The 24,046-nt window shown below is 63.1% G+C and carries 29 protein-coding genes and 1 tRNA gene; 7 read left to right on the forward strand and 23 right to left on the reverse strand.

Annotated features, from left to right (window positions below):
- Window positions 1–4: 4 nt before the first annotated feature.
- The 7 genes from JKP78_RS23275 to JKP78_RS23305 form a co-directional block, all read right to left on the reverse strand.
- Window positions 5–2,227: a GMC family oxidoreductase gene (locus JKP78_RS23275; RefSeq protein WP_200627763.1), complete on the reverse strand. Its 2,223-nt coding sequence runs from the start codon at window positions 2,225–2,227 to the stop codon at window positions 5–7.
- Entirely contained in the window at window positions 2,224–2,715 is a 492-nt protein-coding gene (locus JKP78_RS23280; RefSeq protein ID WP_200627765.1) for a sorbitol dehydrogenase, read from the reverse strand. Before JKP78_RS23280 ends, JKP78_RS23275 begins: the two co-directional genes overlap by 4 nt.
- Before the next feature lie 4 nt (window positions 2,716–2,719).
- The gene (locus JKP78_RS23285) at window positions 2,720–4,060 is read right to left on the reverse strand and encodes a cytochrome C (protein ID WP_186687028.1); all 1,341 of its coding nucleotides are present in this window, start codon (window positions 4,058–4,060) and stop codon (window positions 2,720–2,722) included.
- Window positions 4,061–4,268: 208 nt separating this feature from the next.
- Entirely contained in the window at window positions 4,269–4,454 is a 186-nt protein-coding gene (locus JKP78_RS23290) for a hypothetical protein (RefSeq protein WP_186687031.1), read from the reverse strand.
- A gap of 294 nt (window positions 4,455–4,748) precedes the next feature.
- On the reverse strand, window positions 4,749–5,792 hold the full coding sequence (locus JKP78_RS23295) for an alpha/beta fold hydrolase (RefSeq protein ID WP_186687034.1): 1,044 nt from the start codon (window positions 5,790–5,792) through the stop codon (window positions 4,749–4,751).
- Window positions 5,793–5,941: 149 nt separating this feature from the next.
- Window positions 5,942–6,520, reverse strand: a complete 579-nt coding sequence (locus JKP78_RS23300; protein ID WP_186687037.1) for a cysteine hydrolase family protein — start codon at window positions 6,518–6,520, stop codon at window positions 5,942–5,944.
- A 538-nt stretch (window positions 6,521–7,058) separates the two neighbouring features.
- Window positions 7,059–7,964 carry a LysR family transcriptional regulator gene (locus JKP78_RS23305; RefSeq protein WP_186687040.1) on the reverse strand — a complete coding sequence of 302 codons (906 nt, stop codon included), beginning with the start codon at window positions 7,962–7,964 and terminating at the stop codon, window positions 7,059–7,061.
- 98 nt (window positions 7,965–8,062) lie between these two features.
- On the opposite strand from JKP78_RS23305, the gene JKP78_RS23310 reads away from it, so the two are divergent.
- A complete protein-coding gene (locus JKP78_RS23310; RefSeq protein ID WP_200627766.1) occupies window positions 8,063–8,824 on the forward strand; it encodes a sulfite exporter TauE/SafE family protein in 762 nt (253 codons plus the stop codon).
- Between the two features lies 1 nt (window position 8,825).
- Here the strand turns inward: JKP78_RS23310 and JKP78_RS23315 are convergent, their stop codons facing one another.
- From JKP78_RS23315 to JKP78_RS23335, 5 genes are all read right to left on the reverse strand, one after another.
- Complete coding sequence (locus tag JKP78_RS23315) at window positions 8,826–10,250, reverse strand: GGDEF domain-containing protein (RefSeq protein WP_170034208.1); 1,425 nt, start codon at window positions 10,248–10,250, stop codon at window positions 8,826–8,828.
- Window positions 10,251–10,389: 139 nt separating this feature from the next.
- Complete coding sequence (locus JKP78_RS23320; protein WP_200627767.1) at window positions 10,390–12,219, reverse strand: SLC13 family permease; 1,830 nt, start codon at window positions 12,217–12,219, stop codon at window positions 10,390–10,392.
- A 138-nt stretch (window positions 12,220–12,357) separates the two neighbouring features.
- The gene (locus JKP78_RS23325) at window positions 12,358–12,744 is read right to left on the reverse strand and encodes a glycine zipper domain-containing protein (protein WP_170030461.1); all 387 of its coding nucleotides are present in this window, start codon (window positions 12,742–12,744) and stop codon (window positions 12,358–12,360) included.
- A 71-nt stretch (window positions 12,745–12,815) separates the two neighbouring features.
- On the reverse strand, window positions 12,816–13,013 hold the full coding sequence (locus JKP78_RS23330) for a hypothetical protein (protein WP_186674852.1): 198 nt from the start codon (window positions 13,011–13,013) through the stop codon (window positions 12,816–12,818).
- Window positions 13,014–13,145: 132 nt separating this feature from the next.
- Window positions 13,146–13,436, reverse strand: a complete 291-nt coding sequence (locus tag JKP78_RS23335) for an RcnB family protein (RefSeq protein ID WP_186687047.1) — start codon at window positions 13,434–13,436, stop codon at window positions 13,146–13,148.
- A gap of 114 nt (window positions 13,437–13,550) precedes the next feature.
- Here JKP78_RS23335 and JKP78_RS23340 point away from each other — a divergent pair, with 114 nt between their 5' ends.
- Together JKP78_RS23340 and JKP78_RS23345 are read left to right on the forward strand one after the other, a co-directional pair.
- A complete protein-coding gene (locus JKP78_RS23340; protein WP_186687049.1) occupies window positions 13,551–13,901 on the forward strand; it encodes a hypothetical protein in 351 nt (116 codons plus the stop codon).
- 193 nt (window positions 13,902–14,094) lie between these two features.
- The gene (locus JKP78_RS23345; RefSeq protein WP_186687051.1) at window positions 14,095–14,916 is read left to right on the forward strand and encodes a class I SAM-dependent methyltransferase; all 822 of its coding nucleotides are present in this window, start codon (window positions 14,095–14,097) and stop codon (window positions 14,914–14,916) included.
- Here the strand turns inward: JKP78_RS23345 and JKP78_RS23350 are convergent, their stop codons facing one another.
- The 4 genes from JKP78_RS23350 to JKP78_RS23365 form a co-directional block, all read right to left on the reverse strand.
- Window positions 14,917–15,684, reverse strand: a complete 768-nt coding sequence (locus JKP78_RS23350; RefSeq protein ID WP_186687053.1) for an SDR family oxidoreductase — start codon at window positions 15,682–15,684, stop codon at window positions 14,917–14,919. It lies immediately after the preceding gene.
- A gap of 35 nt (window positions 15,685–15,719) precedes the next feature.
- A complete protein-coding gene (locus tag JKP78_RS23355) occupies window positions 15,720–16,787 on the reverse strand; it encodes a phosphotransferase family protein (protein ID WP_186687055.1) in 1,068 nt (355 codons plus the stop codon).
- A gap of 349 nt (window positions 16,788–17,136) precedes the next feature.
- Window positions 17,137–17,454, reverse strand: coding sequence for an SCP2 sterol-binding domain-containing protein (locus JKP78_RS23360; protein ID WP_200627768.1), 318 nt, complete (start codon window positions 17,452–17,454; stop codon window positions 17,137–17,139).
- A gap of 56 nt (window positions 17,455–17,510) precedes the next feature.
- On the reverse strand, window positions 17,511–18,221 hold the full coding sequence (locus JKP78_RS23365) for a histidine phosphatase family protein (protein ID WP_200627769.1): 711 nt from the start codon (window positions 18,219–18,221) through the stop codon (window positions 17,511–17,513).
- Window positions 18,222–18,418: 197 nt separating this feature from the next.
- On the opposite strand from JKP78_RS23365, the gene sohB reads away from it, so the two are divergent.
- Window positions 18,419–19,444: a protease SohB gene (gene sohB, locus JKP78_RS23370; protein WP_170030454.1), complete on the forward strand. Its 1,026-nt coding sequence runs from the start codon at window positions 18,419–18,421 to the stop codon at window positions 19,442–19,444.
- A gap of 154 nt (window positions 19,445–19,598) precedes the next feature.
- Window positions 19,599–19,672: transfer RNA gene (locus JKP78_RS23375), tRNA-Cys, on the forward strand.
- A gap of 97 nt (window positions 19,673–19,769) precedes the next feature.
- On the opposite strand, the gene JKP78_RS23380 is transcribed toward JKP78_RS23375, so the two are convergent.
- The 6 genes from JKP78_RS23380 to JKP78_RS23405 all read right to left on the reverse strand — a co-directional run bounded on the left by JKP78_RS23380 (window position 19,770) and on the right by JKP78_RS23405 (window position 22,772).
- Window positions 19,770–20,822: a site-specific integrase gene (locus JKP78_RS23380; RefSeq protein WP_200627770.1), complete on the reverse strand. Its 1,053-nt coding sequence runs from the start codon at window positions 20,820–20,822 to the stop codon at window positions 19,770–19,772.
- A gap of 1 nt (window position 20,823) precedes the next feature.
- Window positions 20,824–21,069: a DUF4224 domain-containing protein gene (locus JKP78_RS23385; protein WP_200627771.1), complete on the reverse strand. Its 246-nt coding sequence runs from the start codon at window positions 21,067–21,069 to the stop codon at window positions 20,824–20,826.
- Window positions 21,070–21,108: 39 nt separating this feature from the next.
- The gene (locus tag JKP78_RS23390) at window positions 21,109–21,606 is read right to left on the reverse strand and encodes a hypothetical protein (protein ID WP_200627773.1); all 498 of its coding nucleotides are present in this window, start codon (window positions 21,604–21,606) and stop codon (window positions 21,109–21,111) included.
- A gap of 62 nt (window positions 21,607–21,668) precedes the next feature.
- Entirely contained in the window at window positions 21,669–21,842 is a 174-nt protein-coding gene (locus tag JKP78_RS23395; protein ID WP_200627775.1) for a hypothetical protein, read from the reverse strand.
- 46 nt (window positions 21,843–21,888) lie between these two features.
- On the reverse strand, window positions 21,889–22,446 hold the full coding sequence (locus JKP78_RS23400; RefSeq protein WP_200627777.1) for a hypothetical protein: 558 nt from the start codon (window positions 22,444–22,446) through the stop codon (window positions 21,889–21,891).
- Window positions 22,443–22,772: a hypothetical protein gene (locus tag JKP78_RS23405; RefSeq protein ID WP_200627779.1), complete on the reverse strand. Its 330-nt coding sequence runs from the start codon at window positions 22,770–22,772 to the stop codon at window positions 22,443–22,445. Before JKP78_RS23405 ends, JKP78_RS23400 begins: the two co-directional genes overlap by 4 nt.
- 122 nt (window positions 22,773–22,894) lie before the next feature.
- Between JKP78_RS23405 and JKP78_RS23410 the strand changes: the two genes are divergently transcribed.
- Window positions 22,895–23,122, forward strand: a complete 228-nt coding sequence (locus tag JKP78_RS23410) for a hypothetical protein (protein ID WP_200627780.1) — start codon at window positions 22,895–22,897, stop codon at window positions 23,120–23,122.
- Window positions 23,123–23,284: 162 nt separating this feature from the next.
- Window positions 23,285–23,509 carry a hypothetical protein gene (locus JKP78_RS23415; RefSeq protein ID WP_200627783.1) on the forward strand — a complete coding sequence of 75 codons (225 nt, stop codon included), beginning with the start codon at window positions 23,285–23,287 and terminating at the stop codon, window positions 23,507–23,509.
- Here the strand turns inward: JKP78_RS23415 and JKP78_RS23420 are convergent.
- A complete protein-coding gene (locus tag JKP78_RS23420; RefSeq protein WP_200627784.1) occupies window positions 23,497–24,042 on the reverse strand; it encodes a Lar family restriction alleviation protein in 546 nt (181 codons plus the stop codon). The genes JKP78_RS23415 and JKP78_RS23420 overlap by 13 nt on opposite strands.
- Window positions 24,043–24,046 lie beyond the last annotated feature (4 nt).

Consider the following 24,046-nt stretch of genomic DNA (forward strand, 5'->3'; position numbering starts at 1 on the left):
GCCCCTACACCGACCCGAAACGCACCTCCACCGCCAGGCTGCCCAGGTTATCGCTCAGGCCAGCCCCGTAACGCCCGGCCAGGTCGTCATTGATGCACAGCTGCAACTCGCCCTGCTGGCCACGCGGCAACTGTGCCTGGTTGCCGACCAGGAACGGCACGCCGCTGTTGCCGATACGCCCGATCAGCGCTCCTTCCGGTTGGCCGGGCAAGGTGTAGCCGGGTTTGGCGATGAACCCAGGGTTGCCCGCCGCGCCGACCATCCCGGTGACCGGGTTGGCCGTCCACTGCCCACCGGTGCACACTGCCAGTTGCCAGCTCTGCCCGTTGACCTGCACGCCGGTGCCCTGCCAGGCCTGGTTGGCCTGCACCTGCACGGTACGCTTGAGGAGGTCGCTGGCAACCACGTCGGCGGCCTGGAAGGTCAGCGCGGTGATGGTCAAGGTCGGGTTGGCGGTGCCGGTGGTGGGGAATACGCCGTCACCGACCAGGAACAGGTTGGGGTGGTCCCAACTGCGCTGGTCCTTGTTCACCACCGATTTCCTGCTGTCCGAGCCCATCCGGTAAGTGCCCATCAGGTGGCCGGCGCCGAAGAATGGATAGTGCTGGCCGTCATACTCGAACACCGTCTGCGGCCCCGGGCCCACCTTGGGCGCGAAGTCGGTCAGCTCGGTGGCGCCCATCAGTTCGGTGATGATGTGCGTGGCGGCCAGGCGCGCCTGCTTGAATCCCTCCTTGGTGTAGTTGGAGAAGTCGTAGGTGATCTGTGGCCGAGGCAGGCCCAGGCCATCGGTGAACGTCTTCGACACCTCTACCCGGCAAATCGCCTTGTCCGGGTCTTGCTCCAGTTGCTCGACCAGGAAGCCCAGGCGGAACTGGCGGGTCAGCACGCTGTTGAGCTGCTGCACCAGTGCCGTGCCGGACAACGCCTGCTGGCTGGGGTTGGCACCGCCGATGTTGGTGCCGTCGATGTAATCGCAGACCGTGGTATACGGATCATTCGCCGACCAGTTCCAGCCCTCGTTGCCGATCTCAATACGCCAGGCGGCACGCTGACTGCGGAACGCGCCGTCGCGCATGTCCTCGATCCCCGAGGTGGACAGCGGCCCGCGGAACGGGAACAGCGGCTTGCCTTCGGGCATCAGGCCCCAGGCCAGGTATACCGGGTGGTCGGACAGCCCCAGGCCGACCTGGCCGCTGCTGTTGGCCACGCCGTTGGGGCTGTGCGGGCCGACCGAGTTGAGCAGCAGTTTCGGCGTTTCGATCGCGTGGGCGGCGATCACGTAGCGTTTCCCCTGGGCCAGGCCGTTCTGCCGCGTGCCGTCGTTCTGGTACTGGATGTACTCGATGCCGGTGACGCCGCTGGCATCGACCTGCACCTTGCTCGCCACACTCTGGTAAAGGATGCGCACATTGCCGGTATCCAGCGCCTTGGCCATGGTCACGGTGGCGTCGTACTTGGCCTGGATCGGGCAGATCGGCGTGCAACTGGTGTTGCCGGCGCACACCCGGCGGCCGTTGTCGTTCTGCGAATTACGCCCGGCCGGTGTTTGCCGTACCTTGAGGGTGAACCCCTGGTACTGGGTGCCATCGACGGCCTTGCCCAGGCCTTGGTCGACCAATGACGGCGGAATGCCGTGCATGCTGTATTTGTAGCCTGGCGGGAAGGTCACGCCGAGGTAGCTCTGCGACGCGACATCGGCGGACACGCCTATCTCTTCCTCGGCGCGGCAATAGGCGGTTTGCAGGTCGTCGTAGCTGATCGGCCAGTCGACCCCGACCTGGTACACACTGCGCATACGAAAGTCGTTGGGCAACAGGCGCAGGGCCGTGCCCATCCAGTGCCACATGGTGCCGCCGCCCACCCGTTCATAGGTGCTGGCGAACAGCAGCGGTCCCTGCTGTACCAGGTAGCTCTTCTGCGCCTTGTTCGGGTCACTGCTGCCAGCAGTTATCAGGTCCTGGATGGTTGCCCGTGGCGCGAACTGCGTGGCCGGTGTCTGCTCGCTCTGCTCGGGTGGGTAGGGTGACTCGGGCGCCTTGAGCACGGCGGTGTAGAAGCGCTCCAGGTATTCGCTACGGTTCGGCGGAATGGCCGGGCCAGACTCGAGCACCAACACTTTCAAGCCGGCCAGGCCCAACTGGTAGGCCATGACGCTGCCGGCCATACCGGCGCCCACCACGATCACATCGGCGGTTTCGATACTTTGGGTCTGTACGTTGCTCATGGCTGCTGCCCTTCCTTGGCGTCGACACCGGTGAACTGCTTGAGGGTGGGGGGCTGCTCGGCCCAGTAGCCGAAGTGGAACTGGCTGTAGCCCATGGGGTGGGACTGGGCGATCTTCCACGCCCAGCTTTGCTTGTAAGCCTGGTCGGACACCACGCTGATGTCGCCCTTGTGCGCGCTGCCTTGGTCATACGGCTGGTACCAACTGCCAAGCAGCCACAGCTTCATGATCGAGCGCGCGCCTTGGGCAATCTGCGGGTCCGAGTTGCCGAGTACGGCGCTGGCGATCTGCGCAGGGGGTTGGCCCTTGAGGCTGACGTACAGCTCCAGCAGGTTACTGAACGCTGCGGTGCCCATGCCTTGCTGGGTGGTGGCGAAGAACAGCGGTGGCAGGTTGATCGGGTCGACGGAAGGCGCCAGCCGGTCGGCTGACAGGCCGGTGAGTGCAGCGGACAATTCGATGAAATTCTGCAGGTTCGGGTCGCTCATGGCATCACTCCTTGGCGCCTGTGGATTGGGCACGTTCAAGCAGGAAGGTGAAATCGGCGAAGCTGGTGCGCGGTGACTGGGTCACGCGAGTGGTCGCGTTGTTGTGGCACTCCATGCAGCTGGATGACGCCTGCGGCGTGGTGCCTTGGTTGTAGGTTTCCAGCGTGGCGTTCGCCAGGAAGTTCGGCGCAGGCGTGCCCAGCGGGTTGGTTGCCGACGGTACCTGGCAGTCATCGGCGGGGTCGGTCGGCCACTGGGTGCTGATCAACTGGTAGTTGGCCCACACCGTGCCCTTGAGCGCACTTTGCCATTGTGCGTTGAGCTGGTGGGTAGCTGCGGTGAGCGGAATTTCCCGCACGATCTGCGAAGGCGTGGCCTTCTTCGACGGGTCCCACGGTGGTGTCGGCGGCTCGTTCACCGGGCGGTCGCTGGCCTGGGCGTTGTAGAACAGGTAGGGGCCTTTGCGCTCGTTGACCGGCGTGGTCTTTTCCGGCACGTTGCGCACGTGTTCGAAGCTCGACCATACCCACTGCGGGGCACTGCTGGTCTTGTGCACGATGTGCAGGCCGACCAGCCCGACCTTCTGCGCGCTGCACGACTCGGGAATCAACGCGCCCTTGTTCGGGTCGGCGTTGCCGGGGGTGTAGACCAGCGCGTCGACGGCGTGAAAATCCGCCGGGTTGTCGCTGCCGTCGAGCACTTTCCAGGCCGACTTGACCATGATCGCGCCGACCTGCTGGGCCTTTTGCGAGCCGCAGGCGAAGGCGATGCGGTTGTCGGCCTTGCCGAGGAACGCTTGCTGGCCTTCCTTGCTGTACAGGCCATTGTTGACGATGTCATCGAACATTGGCTGGTTGACCATGATCGCATTGCGCGTGTAGGTGCCGCTCTGGTCGACCAGTGGGCCGGTCTTGAACGGCTGGATGAACTCGTCGAGCACGCCGGCGACCTTGCCCATCTGCTGCAGCACCGGCAGGTCCCCCTTGCCTTGGCAGGCGGCGGGTAGCGGCGCCTTCTGGTTCCAGGCGACCGGCTTCTGGCCTTTGGGCAGGAAAATCTCGTAGCTTTCCTTCCACGACTCCCACACCGTCTGCCCCGGCGCACCGATCTTCACCGAGGTGTTGGCGCTGCCGTCGGCATTGGCAGGCCAGTTCAGGGCGACGAAGGTCTGCCACGACAGCACGTCGAAATCGTGTTGCAGGTTGTCCAGGGTGAAGGGGGGCGTGGCGGTGACGTCGAAGGGAATTGCAGGTGACAGCACCGGGGGGCTGGCCGCATCGGCCATGGCTAGCGCGCTGGTAAAGCTTGCACCCAGGCACGCCAACCGTTTCAGGGTTATTTTCATTGTCGTCTCCTCAGCAGATAGAGCGTCGGGACGACGAGGCGGAGTGGCCCTTCCTGGACCCTATGTTTAGCGTTATCCCTGACGCTAGGCTGAAGGCTAGCCGTCGCGTTGGAACCCCTGGATATATCCGACTAACGGTAGGGATAAAGGCGGTGGCGCACCTGTCTAAGCGCCCCAGTCTGGCGACCTGTGACCCCTTTCGCAGCGTCTATTGCAAGGTCATCGGCTTCATGCCGTCGGGTAGTTTGCGGATCGTCTCTTCTATATGGGCAATCGTTTCCGCGAGTTCGTCCGCTTCCTTGTCCTTGCCCTCCCTCCTCAGGCGATCACGCTCCAGGCGCAGGTTGAGTAGATTTTTCTGCAGTTTCAGGGCCGAGGCATTGAATGGGTCCATGCTGTTCTCATGCTGTAGGCCTCCTTGCCGTTGTAGGAAAACTGGACCGTAGCAGCTCGAATTTGCTGGAGAAACTGATGTTTCGTACAGGCGTTGCTTATTGATGGGAAACGTCCTACATCGGCTGGGAAAGTATCCTACAACCCTCGTTTCAACCCGTGTCTAACCAACCTGTCTCCACCCCCCGTACTAGCTGGCCGCCATCGGTTGCGAGCAGGGCAGGCCATCCACTCGGCTCAATCCTCGGCCTGCCGTGCTTTCTGAAACGTTCTGTAGCAATTGCCGGCCGTGACGTTAAAGGTGATCCGCATCCACTACCGCCTGGGTGAACGCCTGCGGTGCTTCCTGGGGCAGGTTGTGGCCAATGCCGCCGCTGATCAGTCGGTACTGGTACTTGCCGGTAAAGCGCTGTGCATACGCTTCGGCTGGTGGATGCGGGGCGCCGTTGGCGTCGCCCTCCAGGGTAATGGTCGGCACGCCAATGCTGGGGAAGCGGGCCAGCCTGGCTTCAAGCGGGTCGTAGCGTGTTTCGCCTTGGGCCAGGCCCAACCGCCAGCGGTAGTTGTGCACGGTGATCGCCACCTGGTCGGGGTTGTCCAGGGCCTTGGCACTGCGCTCGAAGGTGGCATCGTCGAAGGCCCACTTGGGTGAGGCGGTTTGCCAGATCAGTTTGGCGAAGGCATGGCGGTTCTGCTCATAGCCGGCCTGGCCGCGTGCAGTGGCGAAGTAATACTGGTACCACCATTGCAGTTCGGCGCTGGGGGGCAGGGGGGCCTTGGCGGCTTCCTGGCTGCTGATCAGGTAACCGCTGACCGACACCAGCGCCTTGACCCGCTCGGGCCACAGTGCCGAGACGATGTCGGCCGTGCGTGCGCCCCAGTCGAAGCCGGCGAGCACGGCACGCTGGATGTGCAGCGCGTCCATCAACGCGATGACGTCGCTGGCCAGCGCCGCGGGCTGGGCGTTGCGTGGGGTGGCGGCAGACAGGAAACGGGTCTGGCCATAGCCGCGAACGTAGGGCACCAACACCCGGTAGCCTTTGGCGGCGAGGGCAGGTGCGACATGTTCGAAGCTGTGGATGTCGTAGGGCCAGCCATGCAACAGGATCACCACCGGGCCGTCGGCCGGGCCTTGCTCGACATAGGCTATGTCGAGCACGCCGGCGTTGATGTGTTTCAGCGGGCCGAAGTCATCCGCCACGCTGGTGGCTGGCTGGGCCTTCTGTGGCGCAGCCGTGGCGGTATTCGCCGCCATCAGGCCAAGCGGCAGCAGGGCACAGGCAAGCAGCGTACGGCTGAAACGGCGTGGCAGGGCAGTGCTCGAGTGGCGGGCAGGCATTGGGCATCTCCTTGGCGAAGCCATCGGTGCGGGTTGATGGTTACCAGTAAAGATGAAGGCTGTATCAGGGATATTTCCGCACGGCCTGCAGGCGCATGGTTGTGTATCAGCGTTCAGTCTGTACACATGAAGATACAAACACTGGAGGGTCAGCGGCCGCCCGCAAGCCTGCTGCCAGCCAGTACCTGTTCGGTGCGCAAGATGCGCGCATAATCCAGGGCCAGGTTCGCCAGCGAAAGCGCATGTACGTCCTCCGCAGGCCACAGCCGGCCTTGCAGGTCGCGCTGGTCGAAGGTGAAGCAGGCATCTTCGACCACCGCCACGTCGAAACCGAGGTTGCCCGCCGAGCGGGCGGTGGACTCCACGGAGTTGTTGGTTATCACCCCGGCGATCACCAGCTGGTTGATGCCGCGGGTGTGCAGCCAGCGCTCCAGCCCGGAGTTGGCGAAGGCGTCGGGCACATGCTTGTCGAACACCGTTTCGCTCGCCAGTGGCGTGAACGCAGGCTGGAATTCGCAACCGGACTGGCCTGGCCAGAACACCGAATCCACCGCGCGTGACAGGTGGCGCACATGAACCACCGGGCGCGCCAAGTGACGCCAAGCAGCCAGCAGCTCGCCCATGCGCAGTTCGGCTTCCGGGTTGTTGCGCCGGCCCAGGCGTGGGTGGTGAATGCCCGCCTGAAGGTCGATCAGCAGCAGGGCTGTGTTGTCGGCGAAAGCGATCATGGCGGGGTGGCACTCCTTGGCGGGTTCGAGCGGTTGACCCTAGCACAGCGTGAATGCCTGGGCAGCCTTCCGAACCTCGGGATCCGGGCGCTGCTGCGCAACCAGCGACACAAAGCAGGGCTGGGCATCTGATCCGCTTTTTTTCCACAAACCTGCATCTGTAACCGTATCAGCCCAAGCCGGACAATAGGCCCATTCCCGCATCCACACTGTTGAGGTTCCGATGGGCAAGCTCGCGCTGTTCCTGGGTGGTTTTCTGCTGCTGACCCTGCTGATAGGTATTCTTGGCACTATCCCGCCAAGCTGAACTCGATTCCTGCACACCCCACATCTGCGCGGCCTGCCCGGCTTTCGGGCGGGCCTGTCGCTGTTGTCGTTTGGCCGATTCACCCTACCGATTTGTACGATAAGTCGTTCTTTACGCTGGGAAATCTGTCCACAAAAAACGTGGGTAGGTCTGTGGATAAAGTGCTGCAAGCCAAGCGTACGGCGGGCTCTGTTAAATTGAGCAGAATTTGAACAGCCGTTTCCAGGTGTTTCAATAGGCCATGCCGGCGCGGCGCAGCGCCGCGAGCAAGTCTCGTACCCGCGCCGGTAGTTCTCCGGCAGGGTAGACGGCATGCATCTGTGGGTCCTGGCCGCTGCTGGAGGTCAGGCGGTAATGCGGGCATACCCGCACCAGGCGCCCAGCCCTGACCTGCGCTTCGCCGACCCAGGCAGCCAGGCGGGCGATACCGGCACCGGCCAGCGTGCAGTGATACACCGCGTCGCCTGAATCCAGGCGCAACCTCGGCCTGGGCCGCAGGCTGGTGATCTGGCCGTCACGGCAAAAGTGCCAGGCTTTGAGGATGCGTGGGGCGGTGTGCAGGATCAATGCATGCCCTTGCAGGTCCTCGGGGTGCTGTGGCGCACCTGCCGCTGCCAGGTATGCCGGGCTTGCATACAGGTGGCGCTGGTAATCCCACAGCGGGTAACCGATCAATTCGCTCGATTGCGGAAAGGCGCCGCGCACCACGAAGTCGAATTTGCCTTGCAGTGGGTCGAGGGCCCCGTCGCTGTACTGCACGTCCAGTGTCACCTGGGGGTGGCGGCGGGAAAACTCGGCCAGTACCTGGGGCAGCACATGTTCACCCAGCAGCTGGGGCACGGCGAAGCGGATCCAGCCCTGTGCACTGCCGCTGAGCGCGGCCAGCTCATCGGCGGCGTCACGTTGCACATCCAGCAAGCGCTCGGCGTGGGGCAACAGGCGCTCGCCGGCTTCGGTCAGGGTAACGGCGCTGGCGTTGCGGTTCAGCAGCTTGCTACCGGCGTTGTCTTCGAGGGCCTGTACTGCGCGTGTTACCGAGCTTGGCGAGCGGCCCAGCGCGCGGGCGGCAGCAACGAAGCTGCGCTTGTGCGCCACGCTGACGAACGCCTGGATTTCCCGCAGCATGTCCAATGCCATTGGCTGTTCCTTGTTGCAGTTTTCGCAATGCGGCATTTCAACACAAGCGCAGCACTTTGATTAGCCTTGCGGGCGTCTTCACTGCCTGGAATCGCATCATGATGGATATCGCTGTGCTCTCCGTGTTCGCCTTTGCCGCCGGGCTGATCGACGCCGCCGTCGGCGGCGGCGGGCTGATCCAGATTCCGGCCTTGTTCAACGTGTTGCCCACGGCGCAACCGGCGGCACTGCTCGGCAGCAACAAGCTGGCGTCGGTCTGTGGCACGGCCTTCGCGGCCCGTTCGTTCATTCGCAAGGTGACCCTGGACTGGGGCCTGATCGTGCCGGCGGCGCTCAGTGCCTTTGTCATGTCGTTTGCCGGCGCTGCCACGGTGTCGCTGGTGCCACCCAGCGTGATGCGCCCGGCGGTGCTGGTGCTGATCGTGCTGATGGCCATCTACACCTTCTGCAAGAAGGATTTCGGCACCTTGCACACACCGGCGAAGATCGGCCGCAAGGAGCAGTGCCTGGCAATACTGATCGGCGGCGCGATCGGCTTCTACGATGGCCTGTTCGGGCCGGGCACCGGCAGCTTCCTGATCTTCCTGTTCATTCGCTTCTTCGCCTTGGACTTCCTGCACGCCTCGGCGTCGGCCAAGGTGGTCAACATCGCCACCAACCTGGCGGCGCTGGTGTTCTTCGTGCCCTCGGGGAATGTGCTGTACGCCATCGCCCTGCCCATGGCCGCGTGCAACGTCCTTGGCGCGCTGACCGGTACCTGGCTGGCGGTGCGCAAGGGGGCGGGTTTTGTACGCGGGCTGTTCCTGGTGCTGTTGTGCGTGCTGATCGCCAAGCTGTCATGGGACTTGCTGGTCAGCTAGCTCAGATCACCTGGCGCTGGGCCTCGGCTTGCTCCACGCGGTTGCGGCCATGCGCCTTGGCCCGGTACAGCGCCTGGTCGGCGCGCGCCAGCAGTTCGTCCAGGGTGGGGGCTGGCGTGTCGGCGGCACAACCGGCCAGGCCAATACTCACGGTAATCTGCAGGCGCTGGTCGGCCTGCAGCACATGCAGGTCCTGCACCGCGCGGCGCAGGCGTTCGGCAGTGAACTTGGCGCGGTCGGGCGCCAGGCCCGGAATGATCACCACGAACTCCTCGCCGCCCAGGCGGGCGAACAGTTCGCTATCGTGCAGCTGGTCTTGCAAGGCAGCGGCGAACTGGCGCAGCACCTGGTCACCCACCGCATGGCCATGGGCATCGTTGATCGCCTTGAAGTGGTCGATATCCAGCATCATCAGCGTCAGTGGTAGCGCCTGGGCGTGTTGCTGACGGCTGTCCAGCAGGGCATTGGCGCGGCGGGTGAAGGCACTGCGGGTGAGCACGCCGGTGAGGTGGTCGATGCTGGCCTGATGCGCCAGGCGCGCCATGAGGCTGCGGTTGGCCTGGCTGACGCAGGCGACCACCAGCGGCCCGAGCACCAGCATGGCGATGCCCAGGCGCGCAGACATCAGGGTGGTCACGCCCGGCTCGCTCTGCGGCACGATGAAATGCATGAGGTTTTGCGCCACCGCGACAATCAGCGTGCTGCCCACGGTAAGCGTCAGCAGGGCAACCAGAAACGGTGAATACGTCCAGGCGCACCACAACAGCGCGGCAATCGGGAACGCAATGGCCCCGGGGCCGCCGAAAGCAATGCCGAGCGCCAGCGAGGCGAGCAGTACCAGCAACGGCGCCAGGCGGATCGCCTGGGCGCCGCCACGCACCAGGGCACGCGCCGAGGGGGCCGTGAGCAGCACCGGCAGCACCAGCACGCTGGTAGAGAACTGTTCGCTGAACCAGGCCAGCCAGGTAGCACGCAAGGACTGTTCGAACCAGGGGGCAGCCATCACCGTTGCCATGCTGGCCGCTACCATGGCACCGGCGGCACAAGCGGCGAACACGCTGACCACGCCGTGGGGGGTACGCATGCGCTGGTGCAGGCGTGGCAAACGCGAGAGCAACAGCCACAGCGTGACGACCATGCCCAGGTTGCACAGGTTGAACCACAGGGCCGGTACCCAGGCGCTGCCGCACAGCAGGTCGGCGCCAACCATGGCCAGCCAGACCAGGGCGAAGCCCGCCAGCGTGGCCTGCCGGGGGAAGCGCAGCAGCACCCCGGCCAGTACCGCATTGACCGGCCAGAACAGCGACAGCGATTCGATCGGGCGGGCCAGGATACCGCCCAGGGTGAGGGCGAAGGTCAGGGCAAGCAAGATGACGACGTGCAACAGGCGCGATTGGGCTGGAAAAACCATGGGCTCGACCGGCAGAGCGGAAACGAAATCCAGGACAACGGCTTGAAGCACCTGGGGCAATGACGTATCAGTGTGTTTCGTCAGGGTACTTGATGTCAATCTGCCGCGATCGGCCGGGATAATGTCAAACTGCCTTCATTGCGTGCCAGTTGCCTCACAGCCCGAAGAACCACGGCACCATCAATACGGTCACCAGCATCACCAGTAGCGTGAATGGCACGCCGACCTTGACGAAGTCGGCAAAGCGGTATTGCCCGGGGCCCAGCACCAGTGTGTTGACCGGCGAAGAAACCGGGGTCATGAACGCGGCCGAGGCGGCCAGCGCCACGGTCATGGCGAACGGGTAGGGTGACATGCCCAGCTGTGCGGCGGTGCTGACGGCTACCGGGGCCATCAGTACCGCAGTGGCGGTGTTGGAGATGAACAGGCCGATCAGCGCGGTGACCGCGAACAGGCAGGCCAGGATGGCGCCTGGGCCGGCACCGCCGAGTAGGCTGACCAGCCCGCTTACGGCCAGGTCGATGCCGCCGGTTTTCTGCAGCGCCTGGGCAAAGGGCAGCATGCCGACAATCAGTACCAGGCTTTGCCAGTGGATGGCCCGGTAGGCGCTGTTCATGTCGATGCAGCGGCCTGCGCCCATCAGCAGGCAGCCGATCAGCGCGGCGATGACGTTGGGTACCGCGCCGCTGACCATCAGGCCGACCATCACCGCCAGGCTCAGCAGCGCCTGCGGTGCGCGCCTGCGCGCGGGCGCGACCAGGTCGATTTCCGCAGGCAGGCTCAGGACCAGGAAGTCCTTGGGCCGGCTTTGCAGCTGGCGCACCGCCTTCCATGGGCCGACCACCAGCAGGGTGTCACCCAGGCGCAGCTTCTCTTCCACCAGTTGCGCGTCGATCGCCGCCTGTTCGCGGCGCAGGCCAACCACGTTGAGGTCGAAACGGGTGCGAAAGGCCAGTTCGAGGATGCTCTTGCCAATCAGTTGCGAGCCGGGTGGTAGCGACACCTCGGCCATGCCCAGCTCCTGGGACTGGTCGATGAAGTACGCTGCCTTGAAGTGCAATGGCTCCAGCTGCATGGACTGGCACAGGCTGCGCAGGTCGTCATGGTTGGCAAACAGGTCCAGCAGCAACACGTCACCCTGCTGCAGCACGCTAGCCGAGTCGGCAGCGATCACCCGCGTGGTGAACTTGTGCTGGCGCTCGATGCCGATCACGTTGGCGCCATGCCGGGTACGCAGTTCCAGTTCGCCCAGGGTATGGCCGATCAGCGGCGAATGCGGGCGGATGCGCAGGCGCCGTTCGCGGCCATTGAGCTTGTAGTCCAGCACCAGGTCGAGCAAGGTGCGCCGGCTTTCCACCCGGCCATCCTTGCGCACCTCGCCATTCAGCCAATGCCGGGTCAGCAGCATGTAGCCGATGCCCAGCACCAGCACCACCAGGCCGAACGGGGTAAAGCTGAAAAAGCTGAAGCCTGCTTCGCCATGGCGCACCAGCTCGCTGTGCACCACCACGTTGGGCGGCGTGGCCACCAGGCTGAGCATGCCGCTGATCAGGCCGGCGAAGGCCAGTGGCATCATCAGCCGGCTGGGCGAAAGCTGCAGGCGCGCGGCGATGCTCAGCACCACCGGAATGAAGATCGCCACCACGCCAGTGGAGCTCATGATCGACCCCAGCCCCGCCACGGCCACCATCAGCAGCACCAGCAGGCGGGCTTCGCTGTTGCCGGCGCGCTCGCTCATCCACTCGCCGATGCGGTAGGCGATGCCGGTGCGCACCAGGCCTTCACCGATCACGAACAGGGCGGCGATCAGCACCACGTTGGGGTCGCTGAAACCGGCCAGCGCCTGCTCCACGCTGAGGATGCCCGACAGCGGCAGGGCGAGGATCACCAATAGCGCGACCACGTCCATGCGCGGGCGGTTGATGACGAACAGGACGATGACGATGGCCAGCAGGCCGAGGACCCAGAGCAGCTCTTGGTTCATGGGGAGGGGGTGTTCCTTCACACAGGGGCACGTTAGACAGTAGCAGGCAGTGTGCCGGATTGTGCTGAAGGGGGTATTGATGTACTGCAGGGTTTGCAAAACAGAAGGGGCCGCATTGCGGCCCCTTGGTCACCGGGATCAGTGGCGGTGACGGCGGTGGTGCCTGCCGCCATTGTCGCCCAGGTGGTTGCCGATGGCGCCACCGGCCGCGCCGCCCAGGCCGGCGCCCACGGTGGAGCCGGTCTTGCCGCCCACCGCGCCGCCCAGCAGCGAACCGCCAGCCGAGCCCAGGCCACCGCCGATGGCAGCTTCGGTACGGTTGCCTTTGCTTGCGCCTACCGCACTGCCGGCTGCGCCGCCGAGGCCGGCGCCAATGGCCGCCCCAGTGCGGCCGCCGATCTGTTGGCCAACAACGTTACCCAGAACACCACCCAGGCCACCGCCAATGGCGGCAGTACCGTCACCGGCGAAAGCGCCCTGGCACAGCAGCAGGCCAAGGGCAAGGGAAGGCAGAGTCACACGCATGATACGAACCTCGAAGGAATCATAAGGTAAAGGTGCCGCGCACGGGCGGCGAATCTGGGGGAGAAGACGCTTCAGCGGTAGTAGCGGTCACCGCGGTAATCACGATCGTCATCATCATCATCGTCGTCATGGCGATCATGCCGATGGTGGTGACGGTGCTCATGGTCGCGGTCCCGCCAGCCATCGTCGTCGTCATGGTAGCGATGGCTATGGCAGCCTGCGGTGAGCAGGACAACGGCGATCAGCGAAAGGCTTGCAAGACGGGGTATCACGATATAGGTCCTTGATCCGCAACGGTTTGCGGCACACCTCCTGAGACTGGAAATGCTCCATTTGGTTTCGCTGGCAGGCAAAAATATTTGCCATGCCAGCGCTGAGCGGAAGGCCTGATGCGGGCAGGTTCAGCGCGCTGGCTGGATCGCCAGCACGACACCGTTGGTGATCTGCACCAGCACGTAGTGATCGCCCATGCGCACCCAGTGGCTTTCCTTCTCCGGTGCCGGCAGGCCTTTGCCTTTCCAGTCCTTCAGGGCCTGGTCATCGCGCTTGTACTGGTCAGGCGCCTTGTCGCCGACCTTGAGTTCGCGGTTGTGGGTTTCCGGGGCGGTGATGCTTTCTTCGCTGGATGGCGCGGCACCGACGGCCAGGGGCAGGCAGGGCAGTGCAGCAAGTAGCAGGTAGTGCAGTTTCATGACGATTCCTCGTGGCGGCATGTCTTAGCTGCGACAGCGGTTTGCGCCAGGCAATTCACTCGCGATGCCTGCCAGTGCTAGAGTCGCCTTCTTTTTTTACCCTGAGGATGGAACATGCGTGCGATTCTGCCGATGGCCGCGGCGCTGATGCTGGTGGGTTGTGCTTCTGCAACCATGGAAACGGCCCGCGGCGGCAAGCCGACCGCGCAGCTCGACTCGCACAAGGCGCCGGAGCTGGTGGCCCAATGCATCCAGTTCAGCTGGCAGGAGGAGAAGGTGTTCGGCGACGACGCCAGCGGCTATCTGGAACCGCGCAAACAGGGCGGGTTCACGGTTTATACCCGTGAAGCCGAAGCGTTCGTGGATGTATACCCGCAAGCCGGTGGGGCTCGGGTGGATTTCTACGCGCAGAAAAACGATGGCGTGGCGCTACAGCGCCGGGCCGCGGCGGCGACTTGCCTGTAACCAGCGGACAGCACAATCGCAGCCTCTGTGGGAGCGGGTATACCCGTGCCTGCGCCAGTACCGGCGTTGCCGCCTTCGCGGCTGCGCAAGCTGCCACAGGGCCGCGTTGGCTTTACAATTTTTCGCAAGGCGGTCCTGTCGCCGTGAGCCTGGTGGAGGCTAGCATGAGCGCCTGCCACTCAGGGAAAACAGCATGGACCGCTCACTGCAACTCAACCGCGCCAGCTGGGACGAACGCGCGCCGCTGCACGCCGCCTCGAAGGACTACCAAGTCGAACGGTTTGTCCAGCATCACGACCACCTGTCCGATACCGTGCGCTTTGACCTGCCATTGCTCGGCGACATCAACGGGCTTGATACCGTCCACCTGCAGTGCCACATTGGCACCGATACCCTGTCGCTGGCGCGCCTCGGCGCCAAGGTCTGTGGCCTGGACTATTCGGCGGCATCGCTGGCCGAGGCGCGGGCTTTGGCCGAGCGCTGTGCTGCACCAATCAGGTATGTCGAGGCTGACGTCTACGCTGCCAGCGAGGTGTTGCCGGCCGGCACCTTCGATCTGGTCTACACCGGCATAGGTGCGCTCTGCTGGCTGCCGCGCATCGAGCCATGGGCGCGTACCGTCGCTGCGTTGCTGAAACCGGGCGGGCGCCTGTTCCTGCGTGACGGTCACCCGGTGCTGATGGCGGTCAATGAAGACCATCAGGACCGCCTGCAGCTGGAATACCCCTACTTCGAGCAGCAAGCGCCGACGGTCTGGCATAGCGAGCAGACCTACGTCGACACCGAGCAGCGCCTTACCCACTGCGAAACCCACGAATGGAACCACGGCCTGGGCGAAGTCATCAGCGCCTTGCTCGGCCAGGGCATGCAACTGACTGCTCTGGTCGAGCACCAGAGCATTCCGTGGGAGGCGTTGCCGGGGCAGATGGCCAAGGGTAACGATGGCGAGTGGCGCTTGCGTGACCGGCCTGCGCGCCTGCCACTGAGCTATACGCTGATGGCAATCAAAGCCTGATCAGGACAGATACCCGCCATCGACATTGAGCGCCGTGCCGGTGGTATAGCTGGAGGCATCGCTGGCCAGGTACAACACGGCGCCGGCCATTTCCTTGGGGTCGGCTACGCGCTTGAGCGGGATCTGCTGCAGTGCAGCATTGCGGATAGCGTCGTTCTTCACCAGTGCCGAGGCGAACTTGGTGTCGGTCAGGCCCGGCAGCAGCGCGTTGCAGCGGATGCCGAACGGCGCGCATTCCTTGGCGAAGACCTTGGTCATGTTGATGACCGCCGCCTTGGTCACCGAATAGATGCCCTGGAACAGGCCAGGTGAAACCCCGTTGATCGACGCGACGTTGATGATGCTGCCGCCACCCTGCTCGCGCATCAGCTTGCCGGCCTCCACCGACATGAAGAAGTAGCCACGGATGTTGACGTCCACGGTCTTCTGGAATGCGCCCGGGTCGGTGTCCAGTACATTGCAGAATTGCGGGTTGGTGGCGGCGTTGTTGACCAGGATGTCCAGCCGACCGAATTGTTCGCGGATACCGGCGAACACCTGCTGGATCTGCTCCAGTTCGCCGATGTGGCAAGCCACCGCCGTGGCCTTGCCTCCCGCGGCGATGATGGCCTCGGCAACCTGCTGGCAGCCGTCGAGCTTGCGGCTGGACACGATCACATGGGCACCTTGCTGCGCCAGCAAGTGGGCAATCGCCTCGCCAATGCCGCGGCTGGCACCGGAAACGAAGGCGATCTTGCCGTCGAGGTCGAACAGGTGGGTCTTGGACATGCTGTTTTCCTTGTTATCCGTTGTCGAGGTCTGGCTCAGAGGCTGGACTTGGCAATGACCTGCAGGGTCATGTGCTCCAGCAGGCGGTTCATGTGGATGAACTGGGCGAAACGCTTGTCCTGGGTCTGGCCGTGGTAATAGCGGTAATAGATCTGCTGGACGATGCCAGCCAGGCGGAACAGGCCATAGCAATAGTAGAAATCGAAGTTGTCCAGGCGGATGCCGGCGCGCTCGGCATAGTAGTCGACGAACTGGCGACGGCTGAGCATGCCCGGTGCGTTACTGGGTTGGCGGCGCATCAGCTGCACCGGCGCCGGGTCCTCGGCCTCGATCCAGTAGGCCAGGCTGTTACCCAGGTCCATCAACGGGTCGCCGAGGGTGGCCATTTCCCAGTCCAGCACACCGATGATGCGCATGGGGTTGGCGGCATCGAGGATCACGTTGTCGAAACGGTAGTCGTTGTGCACGATGGCCGCGCGCGGGTGGTCGGCAGGCATCTTTTCGCGCAGCCAGGCGGTTACCTGTTCCCAGCGCGGGGCATCCGGGGTCAGGGCTTTTTCGTAGCGGCTGGTCCAGCCTTCGATCTGGCGCTGTACATAGCCTTGTGGCTTGCCGAGGTCGGCCAGGCCGCAGGCGTTGTAGTCCACCTGGTGCAGCTCCACCAGGCGGTCGATGAAGCTTTTGCACAGGGCCTCGGTGCGCGGGGCATCGAGGTCCAGTTCGGCCGGGATGTCCGAGCGCAGGATGATGCCGTTGACCCGCTCCATGACGTAGAACTCGCCGCCAATCAGGCTGATGTCGGTGCAGTGCACATAGGCCTTGGGGCAGTACGGGAAGCCGCTGTTCAGTTGGTTGAGGATACGAAATTCGCGGCCCATGTCGTGGGCCGACTTGGCCTTCTGGCCGAACGGCGGGCGGCGCAGCACGAAGTCGCGGTCCGGGTAGCTGACCAGGTAGGTGAGGTTGGAAGCGCCGCCGGGGAACTGGGTGATGCGCGGCAGGCCGTCCAAGCCGGGAATATTGGCCTTGAGGTAAGGGTCGATGACGGCTGCATCGAGTTCTTCGCCGGGGCGTACCTGGGTGGACTGGTCGGTGAGCGTCATGCGTTTTCCTTATTCTCGATCGCAAGGACTATTGGCTAATCTAATGCGCTGGTGAGGTTGGAACAAGCGTGCCAGATACTAAATAGGTAAGGGTGTTGCAGCTTGATCAACTGCCTTGATGAAGCTGCACTGTTCGCCTGGCGCGCAACCGTGTAGGAGCGGCCTTGTGTCGCGATGGGCCGCACCGCGGCCCCGGCGATCTTGTATCAGCGCCGCAATCCTGGGCCGCTTCGCGCCCCATCGCGACACAAGGCCGCTCCTACAAAAAAGCCAGCGCAGCCTGCCGAGGGCAAAAAAAAAACCGAAGCCATCCAGGCTTCGGTTTCTGATCAGGCGGTATCGCCAGCCCTCAGGACGGGAACAGCTCGCTGAGCTTCATCGACAGCATCATGTCGCCTTCAACGCGCAGCTTGCCGCTCATGAACGCCTGCATGCCGTCGGTTTCGCCGCTGACGATACCCTTGAGGGTTTCGCTGTCCATCACCAGCGTGCAGTTGGCATCCGGGTTTTCGCCTTCCTGCAGGTCGCAAGTGCCGTCCTTGACGATCAGCGCGTAGTGCTTGTCTTCGTCGGTGACGTTGAAGCCGAACACCAGGTCCAGGCCGGCGGCAGCGGATGGGTTGAACTTCTCTTGCATCTTTTTGACGGCATCAGCTACGGAGGTCATGGCGCATTCCTTATAGAGTGATTTACACGTCCCCGCAGGGACACAACAAGCCGGGCTCATCGATAGGTGACAAGCTCCGGCGCCTTCAACAGCTGCACATGGGCCTGGCTGTTGAAGGAAGCCAGTGCCACGTCGCGGCCGCGGAACTTCAGCTGGCTGAGCGACGTGTTGATGATCTGCCAGTTCAGCGCGAACGCCTGGCCGGGGGTAATACGGGTAACCAGGTGGAGCAGGGCGGCAATGGTGCCGCCCGAGGTGAAGATGGCGATATTCTCGCTGCCGGCGGCGCCATCAAGTACGCGGTGCAGGCCATCGCGCACCCGAGTAGTGAAGGCTTGCCAGGTTTCCAGGCCATCGTCGGCATGCTCGCCCTCGTACCAGCGCTGTACCATCAGTGCGAACAGGCGCTGGAACTCGCTGCGATGCTGTGCACCACTACGCAGGATGTGCAGGGCATCAGGCTCGTCCGGCAGCAGCCCGGGTAGCAAGGCGCGGATCACGCCGTCGGCATCGAACTCATTGAACGCGGCATCGGTTTCAACAGCCGGCACCGGGCAGCCACTGGCGTGCAGAGCCTCCAGTGCCAGGCGCGCGGTATCCTGCTGGCGGCGCAGGTTGCCTGCCACGCAGCGGTCCAGGCGCACGCCGAGCTGGGCCAGGTGTTCGCCGAGGGCCTGGCTTTGGCGCACGCCCACCGGCGAGAGGACGTCGTAGTCTTCGGCGCCGAAGGAGGCTTGGCCATGTCGGATCAGGTAGAGGTTGCCCACGGAAGGTTCCGGCCTGTTGGAGGTTGCTGCGAGGTTAGGATGCGGCACACGGGCTGTCAACGAAAAAACATACAAGCGTTTGAAAAGGTTGTTTGAAAGATGTTGCCAGCGTTTGCACCTGCTGGCAGCACCTCAGGCGCAACGGTATGCTTGCTACAGTTACGCGCCGTTGTGGCGCAGGTATTTAAGGAGTCAATGTGGAGTTTCTTGCCGAATACGCAAGCTTTCTCGCCAAAACCGCCACCCTGGTCATCGCCATCCTGGTGGTGCTGTCGGCCATCGCCGGGCTGCGTGGCAAAGGGCGGCGTAAACCGGGCGGGCAATTGCAGGTCACCCGTCTGAACGAATTCTACAAGGACCTGCGTGAGCGCCTGGAGTCCGGCCTGCTCGACAAGGCCGAACTCAAGGCGTTGCGCAAGCAGCAGGCCAAGGCGGAAAAACAGCAGCAGAAGAAGAAAGGCAAGGCCGAGGAAAAGGGCCGGGTCTTCGTCCTGGACTTCGACGGTGACATCAAGGCCTCCGCCACCGAAAGCCTGCGCAACGAAATCACTGCGCTGCTGACCCTGGCCACCCCGCATGACGAAGTGGTATTGCGCCTGGAAAGCGGGGGAGGCCTGGTACACAGCTACGGCCTGGCCGCCTCGCAACTGGCGCGCATCCGCCAGGCTGGCATCCCGTTGACCGTGTGCATCGACAAGGTGGCCGCCAGCGGCGGCTACATGATGGCCTGCATCGGCGAAAAGATTGTCAGCGCACCGTTCGCCGTGCTGGGCTCCATCGGCGTGGTGGCGCAATTGCCCAACGTCAACCGCCTGCTGAAAAAACACGACATCGATTTCGAAGTGCTCACGGCCGGTGAGTACAAGCGCACCCTGACCGTGTTTGGCGAGAACACCGAGAAGGGGCGGGAGAAGTTCCAGGAAGACCTGGACATCACCCATCAGCTGTTCAAGGATTTCGTCGCCCGGTATCGCCCGCAGCTGCACATCGACGAAGTGGCCACCGGCGAAGTGTGGCTGGGCGTCGCGGCACTCAACCGCAAGCTGGTGGACGAATTGCAGACCAGCGACGAATACCTCAGCGAGCGTGCACGCACTGCCAACCTGTTCCACTTGCACTATGCCGAACGCAAGAGCCTGCAGGAGCGCATCGGCATGGCTGCCAGCGGCACGGTGGAGAACACCGTGGTGGGGTTATGGAGTAAACTCGGCCGCCTACGCTAACACCTTGAACCCGTTGAAATTTTTTTTCGTTCAGGGGGTTGCAAGGTTAAACGAATGCAGACATAATGGCGCCCATCGAAACGCACCAAACTTTGAAAAAGGTTCAGCGTTTCAAGGAGATAGCGCAGCGCAAGCCGCTAGATCCGAACTTTGAGGCCGAGTAGCAAAGTGGTTATGCTCCGGATTGCAAATCCGTCTACGCCGGTTCGATTCCGACCTCGGCCTCCACCATTCGAAAGCCCCGCAGATTAATGTCTGCGGGGTTTTTCTTTGCGAGTCCAAAAAGCCAAGAGTTCCGAAACTAAAGGCATGGAGTTCCGAAACTTCAGCCTTTGGAGGGCTTGGCGATGGCGCCGACGCGGCGGTAAACGCGTTCGGTGATTCCCTCTTTCGAGTGTCCCAACAGGACGCTGGCTTCGCTCAGGTCGTTGATCTCCGACGCCGCCTTCGGCCGGATGTCCCGGAACTGGAACTGGGCTATTCGATTGGCCAGGTCCGGCTTCTTCTCGACCTCGGCCTTTACCCTGGCATCCTCTCGGGCATCTGCCCATCGGTTGCGCAACATCGGCCAGCTCATGCGCTTGCCGTGCTCATTGACGATGAAGAATGGCGACAGGTGTTCGCTGGTCCTGCGCATTATCCGCTCGAGCAATTGGCCCAGGCTGTTCTTCACCCCGTCCACCTCCAAGACGATCCTCAGTCGCTTGCCGGTCTTGCCTTGGTTGACCAGCAGGTAGATCCCCTCCATATCGTCCTTTCGCATGGACAGCACGTCCGACGGCCGCTGGCCAGTCAGGTACGCCAGGTCCATCGCATCCTTCAGCTCCGGTGGGGCTGCCTCATACACCGCTTGCCACACCGTTTCGTTGGCGTAGAAGTCGCGCGGTTTCTCCTTGTTCTTCCTCACGCCCAGGCACGGATTGTCCCTGGTGGTGAGCCCCCATTCCCTTGCCGTGTTGAAAACATGGGAGAGCAGGGCGATTTCCCTGTTTGCCCTGGTCTTTGCCGACCGCGAATCGCGGTACTGGGCAATCATGGCCGGCGTGATCGCATCGATAGGCGCTGAGTCGAACACGGCGCGCAACTGCTTGAGCTCGTAGATGTTGTCCTTCTGGGTCCTGGCGGCCTTGCCCGGGATTATCTTGCGCTCGTACTCGTCGAAGATTCCCTTCATCGTCTTCAGCTCGGCGGGCGTGGCCTTGGCTTCAAAGTCGGCCCACTTCAGCTTGGCCTGCACCAGGTCGGTACCGAGTGGGATTTCCTTGCCGGTTTGGTCGCGATAGTAGTAGCCGACCCATGTGTTGCCATTCTTCCTGGCGCGCTTTCGCCGGTACATGCCCGGCGGCAGGTCGCGGTTCTCGGTACTTCTGGGTCGCATGTCACTTTACTCGGGAGAAATCAGGGGTCCAGGTTGGCGCCGGGGGCGGGGCTGTGGCGACTGGCACGGTGTCGATCACCACGCCGCTGAGCTTCTGGCGGGCGTATTGGCGGCCCACCAGTGGCCGTCCGCCTCGGCTCTCGACAAAATGCCAACCTTTTTCAGTGAGCCAGCGGCGCTGCCACGCCCGGGGTTTGTAGCCAGTGATCGCCACCAGCTCTTCGTCCGAAAGGATCTCGGTTTCCATGGGATGGTCTCCACGCCGCCGATGGCGGCAGGTTGGTGGTCAGGCAGGGACTTTCGCGAGCACCGTGTCAGCCACCTTGATAGCGGCTTGGGCATCGTCGACGTAGGCAGGCGTGAAGCCTCCGGCGTAGTGGATCACTCGCTGGCAGGCATCTAGCTCTTTGCGCACCAGGCGCAGCGCCTGAACCAGTTCTTCCTGCAATGCACCTTCGGCGCGACCGATATCCCAGAACTCGAGGCCCCAGTGATCGGCAGGCGGCGGGCCGCTGTTCTGCTTCCCGAGCGCCATTGCTCCGATCGCGACATCGCAGATGCCGCGCTTGTAGCCGGTATCGCCATCCAGGCTCAGGCCACCGCGGCGACGCATCGTGTTCACGACTTCATCAGCCTCGACGCCAGGCCCCTTTAAGACGATGTCTTGCTCCGGCTCGCCGGGCGTGTAGATCACCAGAGTCAGCTTGGCTTCGGGCGGCAGACGGTCGCTGATCATCACCAGCGCGTCGTTGGCAACTTCGTGGAATCGGTTGATTGCGGACATAGGAAATCCTCGCCCGCGCATGTCGGCGGGCTTGAGTAGTTGGGGGAGGGATTAGGCTTGGATCAGCCGCAGCGGACACGCGGCGAATGGAAGGTCTGCGGGCGCGCCGGGCGGACGGCTTCGAAGTACAGCGTCCACATGTCATCCCACGCTTCTTTCATGGTGGCGCCCTGGCCCGTACAGCCCATTCGCCGGCACCACCAGAAGCCGTTCCAGTAGGTCATGCGTGCCTTCATGGTCGCGGTCCTTTGTAGATCAGGTAGGCCATGTAGGCGAGGGCGATCATGGCGCCACCTGCTTGCGGTAGCCCGCGTCGTAGAGCTTCAGGCCCATATTGATCTGTCCGGGGGTTGGGGCTTCATGCCCAGCATCCAGGCACATTTGTCGCGCAGCCCGCTGACGCTCTTCAGCGGCTTTCTGCTCTGGAGAGCTGAGCGGCCGAAATTCGTACTCGCTGAGGTGGCCGCAGTTTTCTTCACCGTCCTCGCGGTAGGTGACCAGGAAGAGTTGCGCGCCCATTGCGGTGATGGTCACTTCCTCGAATCCAGGCCGGGCCCAGTCTTCTGTGGAGTGCTTGTGCTTCATTTCGATCTTCTGGCCAACTGGCGGAAGACCTGTGCCGTCCCATTGCCCGGGGCGGGGCGTGATGTACTGGACCTGGCCGCGTGTGAAGTTGTGTCGGTGATCGCCGGTGCCGCCGCCATAGGGATAAGCGCGATCCTCGGCGCCAACCACGGCGTACTGGTCCATGTTGATCCAAACCTCGGTAATGCCGTGATGGGCGACCAGGCCGTGGCCGTCTGCCCATTCTGGCGCCTTGCTCCAGTCGATCTTTCTCACAGCTCATACCTCTCAACAATCCAGCGCCTAGGCGCCAGAGCGGGTGTAGGTTCGGGTTGGGTTTCGTGCGGGGAGAGCTGGCGCTCGTTGCCGGCCTGGTCTGGGCTACGCAGCATCCAATCAGGCAAGCAGGAGAGGCCGGCTCGCGCGTCGGAAGGAACCCAGCAGGTAACCCCGCGCGCGTCGTCGTGCTCTACGGTTACTCCGTAGAACGGCCGGTTGATCTTCTGCTGTGCAGCCTGCTCTGGCGTCACCGGTTCGCAACCGGTCAAGGTGGCCAGCAGCAGGAGGCAGAGGGCGAGGCGAGGCTTGATTTCTTCAGGCATGAAGTTGTCCTGCCGACTTCTCGGCGCTGGGGTAGAAAAATGGGATTTCTTGGAGGCGGTGAGGTCAACCGGGAGAGCCGTTGAAGCTGATAGCTCTGTCATCCATCCGTGAGGTGAGCTATATGCCCAACGAAAAGGAAAGCCATTACCAGGCTTATCTGCTTCTCAGAGAGCTCGATGCTCAAATTGCTGCCACGATGAACCAGATCGCCTATGGGCGAATGAATGGGGTCGAATGGGAAAAGACCTGCAAAGCCCACCGAATCGCCTTCGATGAGTGGATCAAATTCGCCGATATAAGGGCCGCTGAAGGAAAAGATTCAGCTTCAGAAAGCCCTAACGACGACTGACTGGCCGATGGCTATCGACACTTCTCCTCGCCGCGATATCGCGGCAGTGAATAGAGGGGAGAGGGGTTAAAATCGGGTGGAGTACAAATGTACTCTTTCGTGTTTTGCGCTTCCGACTGCTCAGGTAGGGACTAGACTTAGCGTCCCAACCGGAGAGCAGCCATGACCAGAGAAAGGGTTATGCATTTGGAGCAAGCGCTGGCGGCCGTGTTTGCTGCGGCAGAGCAACAGGGGCTTGATCCAATTCAGCTTCGCCGTCAGGCCATAGGTGGCCTTATAGGCAATGCGTCGTGGCGCTGGGTTGCCCCCGAGCATGTACCTGGCGCAATTGCTGAGATTGAGGGCGCGTTGTTTCTGGTGGATCCGGAGCCTGTTCAGGCCAGCTGAAGGCTGTCAGGTGTTGCGCTCAAGGCTGCGCGGGCAATGGAGCCGTCTTCAACGAACCAAGCCTCGGAGTCATGCCACAGCACGTTTGCTGGCTCGCCGCTTACGTTGCCCCAGTCGCTGCCAATGTCCTGTGCGAAATGGTCCCGGTCGGCGTAGAACTTCAGGGCCTCTCGCAGCCTCTGAACCTCGCCGGTATCGGTCATTGGGCCCAGTCCGGTAATCGGTAGCCCAGCCTCTGCCGAATCCCGCTCTGCCTCTTCTCTGGTCCACCAGAAGGCAGTACCAACCATCCAGGCTATAGGCTCTGGGCGGGGCTGCGGAGTTGGATGGACTCGGGCATTCCACTTTTCAACGTGCGCTTGCTGGTCTTCACGGAAGCCCCAGCTGATCGGGCCGAGCACCTGGCAGCGGTGGATGAAGCTGTAGATGTCTTCGCGATGGTGCTTCGTGATCTGCGGCTGCTCACCGCAGAACGGGCAAGGAAGCAGTTCGCTGACCATCTCTGTGTTGCTGGATCGGTTTTCTGTGGGCATGGGG

This window comes from Pseudomonas sp. LAM2023 (assembly GCF_016620375.1).
Lineage (GTDB): Bacteria > Pseudomonadota > Gammaproteobacteria > Pseudomonadales > Pseudomonadaceae > Aquipseudomonas > Aquipseudomonas anuradhapurensis.